Below are 5,526 nucleotides of genomic sequence, written 5' to 3' on the forward strand. Positions count from 1 at the left end.
TAATATCTTAACATACTGAGATAAAGAAAGTTTTAGTTTTAGAAAGTTTCTCCCCGCACCTTGCGGTGCGGGAAAAGGGTGTACATAAGCTTACGGATTATTAGTACTACTCGACTATGACATTACTGCCTTTACATCTATAGCCTATCAACGTGGTCATCTTCCACGATCCTTAAAAGAAATCTCATCTTGTGGTGGGTTTCGCGCTTATATGCTTTCAGCGCTTATCCCTTCCAAACGTAGCTACTCTGCGATGCTCCTGGCGGAACAACAGATACACTAGAGGTTTGTCCAATTCGGTCCTCTCGTACTAGAATCAGATCCACTCAAATTTCTAACGCCCACAGTAGATAGAGACCGAACTGTCTCACGACGTTCTGAACCCAGCTCGCGTGCCACTTTAATGGGCGAACAGCCCAACCCTTGGGACCTTCTCCAGCCCCAGGATGTGACGAGCCGACATCGAGGTGCCAAACCCCCCCGTCGATATGAGCTCTTGGGGGAGATCAGCCTGTTATCCCCGGCGTACCTTTTATCCTTTGAGCGATGGCCCTTCCATGCGGAACCACCGGATCACTATGCTCTACTTTCGTACCTGATCGACCTGTATGTCTCTCAGTCAAGCTCCCTTATGCCATTGCACTCTACGCACGGTTACCAAGCGTACTGAGGGAACCTTTAGAAGCCTCCGTTACTCTTTTGGAGGCGACCACCCCAGTCAAACTACCCACCAAGCAATGTCCCCCGAAAAACGGGGTTAGGCCTCAGATAAACAAAGGGTTGTATTTCAACAATGACTCCACAACGCCTGGCGACGCCACTTCATAGTCTCCAACCTATCCTACACATCATTTATCCAAGGTCAATACTAAGCTATAGTAAAGGTGCACAGGGTCTTTTCGTCCCACTGCGGGTAAACGGCATCTTCACCGTTACTACAATTTCACCGAGCTCATGGCTGAGACAGTGTCCAGATCGTTACACCATTCGTGCAGGTCGGAACTTACCCGACAAGGAATTTCGCTACCTTAGGACCGTTATAGTTACGGCCGCCGTTTACTGGGGCTTCAATTCAATGCTTCTCCGAAGATAACATCTCCTCTTAACCTTCCAGCACCGGGCAGGTGTCAGGCCCTATACTTCATCTTACGATTTTGCAGAGCCCTGTGTTTTTGATAAACAGTCGCCTGGACCTCTTCACTGCGGCCCTGATTACTCAGGGCGACCCTTCTCCCGAAGTTACGGGTCTATTTTGCCTAATTCCTTAGCCATGAATCTCTCGAGCACCTTAGGATTCTCTCCTCAACTACCTGTGTCGGTTTACGGTACTGGTACTAATTACCTGAAGTTTAGAGGTTTTTCTTGGAAGCCCTTAGGCGCACTATCTCTTTGTCCGAAGACTCCGAGTACTATCGTATTTCCCCAAGCCGCGTGGATTTGCCTGCGCAGCTTATAGGTAGGTACTTCAACGAACTATTCCGTCAGTTCGCGGCGCTTTCATCACTCCGTCACCCCATCACAGTAATTAGTAGTACGGGAATATTAACCCGTTAGCCATCGACTGTCCCTTTCGGGTTCGCCTTAGGACCAGACTAACCCACAGCTGATTAGCATAGCTGTGGAAACCTTAGTTTTTCGGTGTGCGGGTTTCTCGCCCGCATTATCGTTACTTATGCCTACATTTTCTTTTCCAGCCAGTCCAGCATGCCTTACGGCACACCTTCAACCCTGCTGGAATGCTCCCCTACCACTTAGAGTAAACTCTAAATCCATAGCTTCGGTAATATACTTATGCCCGATTATTATCCATGCTCGTCCGCTCGACTAGTGAGCTGTTACGCACTCTTTAAATGAATGGCTGCTTCCAAGCCAACATCCTAGCTGTCTGGGCAGACAAACCTCGTTCTTTCAACTTAGTATATATTTGGGGACCTTAGCTGATGGTCTGGGTTCTTTCCCTCTCGGACTTGGACCTTAGCACCCAAGCCCTCACTGTTAGTGAACATTATATAGCATTCGGAGTTTGTCAGGAATTGGTAGGCGGTGAAGCCCCCGCATCCAATCAGTAGCTCTACCTCTATATAACTTTATAACTAACGCTGCACCTAAATGCATTTCGGGGAGTACGAGCTATTTCCGAGTTTGATTGGCCTTTCACCCCTACCCACAGGTCATCCGAAGACTTTTCAACGTCAACCGGTTCGGACCTCCACACTGTGTTACCAGCGCTTCATCCTGCCCATGGGTAGATCACACGGTTTCGCGTCTAACACTACTGACTAAAGCGCCCTATTCAGACTCGCTTTCGCTACGGATCCGTGGCTTAACCACTTAACCTTGCCAGCAACGTTAACTCGTAGGCTCATTATGCAAAAGGCACGCCGTCACCCCACGAAGGGGCTCCGACCGCTTGTAAGCGTATGGTTTCAGGATCTATTTCACTCCGTTATTCACGGTTCTTTTCACCTTTCCCTCACGGTACTGGTTCACTATCGGTCTCTCAGGAGTATTTAGCCTTAGCGGATGGTCCCGCCAAATTCAGACAGGGTTTCACGTGCCCCGCCCTACTCAGGATACCACTATCCATTACACTCATTACTTATACAGGGCTATCACCTTCTACGGCCCTACTTTCCAGTAGATTCTAATTCTTTGTGCATGAAATCTCGTGGTCCTACAACCCCAGCATTGCCGTAACAACACTGGTTTGGGCTAATCCGCGTTCGCTCGCCACTACTTACGGAATCACTTTTGTTTTCTTCTCCTCCGCCTACTTAGATGTTTCAGTTCAGCGGGTTTGCCCACCTATCGGTGTACTATGTCTTCAACATAGTGGGTTGCCCCATTCAGGTATCTACGGATCAATCGGTGTGTGCCCGTCCCCGTAGCTTTTCGCAGCTTATCACGCCTTTCATCGCCTCTGAGAGCCAAGGCATCCCCCATACGCCCTTATTTTGCTTATTGTACCAATCCTAAAATCAATCAGGACCGTTTTTTTTGTCTTTTACTATAAATAGCAAAAAACGCTTTCTACTTGTTATTATTTTCTTATCTCAATATGTCAATGAACTTTTTCTTTGGAATAAAGAGCATAGAAGCCAGAGAATAGACCAAATCTATATTCTTTTTTCTATATTCTATCTTCTTTAGATAGTGGAGAATAACGGAGTCGAACCGTTGACCTCCTGCGTGCAAGGCAGGCGCTCTAGCCAGCTGAGCTAATCCCCCATTTTTCAATCTTAGATTGTAGAATTCAGATTTTAGATTTCTTAATTCTTCTCTAATTTCTTTTGGTGAATTCCAACTTCCAGAATTTCCTTTTTTTTAAGTTTACAGTCTTTTTTTAGTTGTTTTTTATAATTTATAATTCATAATTTATAATTCACAATTTAAAAGTAGTCCCGGGCAGACTCGAACTGCCGACCCCTACATTATCAGTGTAGTACTCTAACCAGCTGAGCTACGAGACTCTGTTTTACTTAAAATTTATTATTTGAACTAACAGCAAGAGTAAAATAGCCTTAAAATCAAAACCCATAAAGCTTCTTCTTTTTTCCCAAGCGTGTGTTTTTTAGTTAAAAGTTATCCGTTAAGGGTCAAGCGTCAAGACGCCCAACTTATAACACTTTTCTTTTAACCTTTTCCCACTAACACTCGGGCTCTAGAAAGGAGGTGTTCCAGCCGCACCTTCCGGTACGGCTACCTTGTTACGACTTAGCCCTAGTTACCAGTTTTACCCTAGGCAGCTCCTTGCGGTCACCGACTTCAGGCACCCCCAGCTTCCATGGCTTGACGGGCGGTGTGTACAAGGCCCGGGAACGTATTCACCGGATCATGGCTGATATCCGATTACTAGCGATTCCAGCTTCACGGAGTCGAGTTGCAGACTCCGATCCGAACTGTGACCGGTTTTATAGATTCGCTCCTGGTCGCCCAGTGGCTGCTCTCTGTACCGGCCATTGTAGCACGTGTGTAGCCCAAGGCGTAAGGGCCGTGATGATTTGACGTCATCCCCACCTTCCTCACAGTTTGCACTGGCAGTCTTGTTAGAGTTCCCGACTTGACTCGCTGGCAACTAACAACAGGGGTTGCGCTCGTTATAGGACTTAACCTGACACCTCACGGCACGAGCTGACGACAACCATGCAGCACCTTGTAAATTGTCTTGCGAAAGATCTGTTTCCAAACCGGTCAATCTACATTTAAGCCTTGGTAAGGTTCCTCGCGTATCATCGAATTAAACCACATGCTCCACCGCTTGTGCGGGCCCCCGTCAATTCCTTTGAGTTTCATTCTTGCGAACGTACTCCCCAGGTGGGATACTTATCACTTTCGCTTAGCCACTGAGATTGCTCCCAACAGCTAGTATCCATCGTTTACGGCGTGGACTACCAGGGTATCTAATCCTGTTCGCTACCCACGCTTTCGTCCATCAGCGTCAATCAATTAGTAGTAACCTGCCTTCGCAATTGGTATTCCATGTAATCTCTAAGCATTTCACCGCTACACTACATATTCTAGTTACTTCCTAATAATTCAAGTCTGGCAGTATCAATGGCCGTTCCACCGTTGAGCGATGGGCTTTCACCACTGACTTACCAAACCGCCTACGGACCCTTTAAACCCAATGATTCCGGATAACGCTTGGATCCTCCGTATTACCGCGGCTGCTGGCACGGAGTTAGCCGATCCTTATTCTTACGATACCGTCAAGCTACTTCACGAAGTAGTGTTTCTTCTCGTATAAAAGCAGTTTACAATCCATAGGACCGTCATCCTGCACGCGGCATGGCTGGATCAGGCTTGCGCCCATTGTCCAATATTCCTCACTGCTGCCTCCCGTAGGAGTCTGGTCCGTGTCTCAGTACCAGTGTGGGGGATCTCCCTCTCAGGACCCCTACCCATCGTAGCCTTGGTAAGCCGTTACCTTACCAACTAGCTAATGGGACGCATGCTCATCTTTTACCGTTGTGACTTTAATAACATCCTGATGCCAGGTCGTTATACTATGAGGTATTAATCCAAATTTCTCTGGGCTATCCCTCTGTAAAAGGTAGATTGCATACGCGTTACGCACCCGTGCGCCGGTCTCTGCTCCCGAAGAAGCATACCCCTCGACTTGCATGTGTTAAGCCTGCCGCTAGCGTTCATCCTGAGCCAGGATCAAACTCTTCATCGTATATTGTCCGCTTTAATTGCTTAAAGCTAATTGTATTCGAATCAGTCTCTATCGGTTCTTTTCAATCTCTCGATTATCTTACTCTTTATTCTTTTGTTTTGAAATCTCTTCCAAAACGGCTGTCAATTCAATATGTCTACGAACGTGTATTTCTTTTTCTTCCGCTTGTCTCTCAAAGCGGGTGCAAAAGTAGAAAACTTATTTCTAACTGGCAAATGTTTTTTGAAGTTTTTTTAAGAAAATTTTCGCTTCTTTTTCTTCTTCTTATTTACCAATCTATCAATGAACTTTCCCTGTTTTGCGGGGTGCAAATGTAACATCTGTTTTCAAATCTCACAAGCTTTTTT

2 tRNA genes and 2 rRNA genes are annotated in these 5,526 nt (G+C 46.5%); all 4 read right to left on the reverse strand.

The window, feature by feature from the left end:
• Positions 1–80: 80 nt before the first annotated feature.
• The 4 genes from J2W48_RS22965 to J2W48_RS22980 all read right to left on the reverse strand — a co-directional run bounded on the left by J2W48_RS22965 (position 81) and on the right by J2W48_RS22980 (position 5,179).
• Positions 81–2,964, reverse strand: a 23S ribosomal RNA gene (locus tag J2W48_RS22965).
• Positions 2,965–3,154: 190 nt separating this feature from the next.
• Positions 3,155–3,228: transfer RNA gene (locus J2W48_RS22970), tRNA-Ala, on the reverse strand.
• A gap of 168 nt (positions 3,229–3,396) precedes the next feature.
• Positions 3,397–3,470 (reverse strand) — tRNA-Ile (locus J2W48_RS22975).
• Between the two features lie 195 nt (positions 3,471–3,665).
• Positions 3,666–5,179: ribosomal RNA gene (locus tag J2W48_RS22980) — 16S ribosomal RNA — on the reverse strand.
• The 16S and 23S rRNA genes sit together here with 2 tRNA genes alongside, the layout of an rRNA operon.
• Positions 5,180–5,526 lie beyond the last annotated feature (347 nt).

This window comes from Flavobacterium piscis (genome assembly GCF_031457575.1).
Classification (GTDB): Bacteria; Bacteroidota; Bacteroidia; order Flavobacteriales; family Flavobacteriaceae; genus Flavobacterium; species Flavobacterium piscis_A.